This window comes from Ruegeria sp. CDSC085 (assembly GCF_059610465.1).
On the sequence record NZ_JBXWNR010000059.1, the window covers coordinates 1 to 1,136 of the forward strand.

Genomic DNA, 1,136 nt, shown 5'->3' on the forward strand with positions numbered 1-1,136 from the left:
GCTTCCAAAAGGTACTCCATGGCGCCGTCCTGTGGTCTGGGGACAGCCTGATCACCGTCTCCAGGCAAGAACCCTGCCTGACGCATCAAATACTCCACGCGCTCTAATTCCCTGTTACCATCAGCCACAAACCCCAGGCGCCGCGGATGGCTTTCATTCTTTGCCATGGTGACGTCTGCAATCCGTACCACTCTCTTCTGCACTTCATTTTTGAACACAGCCAAAAAGGCTGAAGAGACACCCGTATCGCGGTCGACTGAAAAGTTCAGCAGTCGATACTTCCGACCGATCTTCTTCTTGAGCAGCATGATATGCGCAAACTCGGCCGCGTCTTGTCGAACCCTAGCGGCCATCTCAAGGAGCCTGATATCGTCATCAAGCTCTCTCGGTTTTTTGTTACGGTGCCACCTACTTGATTTTGGATTGGTCGCCTCGTGTCGTTTGCAAATGTACTCGATGTACTCACTGGCAAACCAAATCCGAGCGTTCTCCCGCATAGAACGAGGCTTTTCTTTGTCTCCGACGATATCCATCGCCTTTTCGACGGCAAGCGGGTGAATGTCAGGATCAACATCTGTTGTAGACGCAATGACATACTTGCTGTCGCTGTGGACGGTACACATGTGGCGCACTTCTACCAGTTTACGAATACCTTTGTCGGGCCAGTTCACCTGAAGGATTTGTGTGTCCGTGGCGAAGTGAGGACAGTCACCTTCAAATACTTCGGGCAGTCGCTTCTCCCGATCTGCTGCAAAGGCTTGGCATTGCTCGTGGATGAAGTCGATCTTCGAATAGACTTCCGGAAGTGATGTATCGAGCAATCGTGAGATAGCTGAAAGCGTCACGCCATTAACCAGCGATCTAAAGACTTTACCATTTAGGTCGCTACGCTTATGTCGCCTCGTCGACCGACCAATCGAAAAGGTCTTCTTACACGCTTTGCACTGATATCTTGGATCTCCTTTGGCCGTCTTACCAAACTTTCGATACCGGCTCGGCATGAGCCCAACGGTCGCTCCATGATTGATACATGCAACACTCGGACAACTTTCACGTTTTGTTCTTCTATTCAGGCGGGAGAGCCTTGCGTATTCTTCCGCCAATGCCCTGTTGGATTTGAGGATGCTAGACCGTCC

At 51.1% G+C, this 1,136-nt stretch carries 1 protein-coding gene; it reads right to left on the minus strand.

Annotation, left to right across the window (positions count from 1 at the left end; genetic code table 11):
* A partial coding sequence (locus tag AC2FJB_RS22840) for a hypothetical protein (protein ID WP_496721251.1) occupies nt 1-845 on the minus strand: 845 nt, incomplete at its 3' end.
* Between the last annotated feature and the right edge of the window lie 291 nt (nt 846-1,136).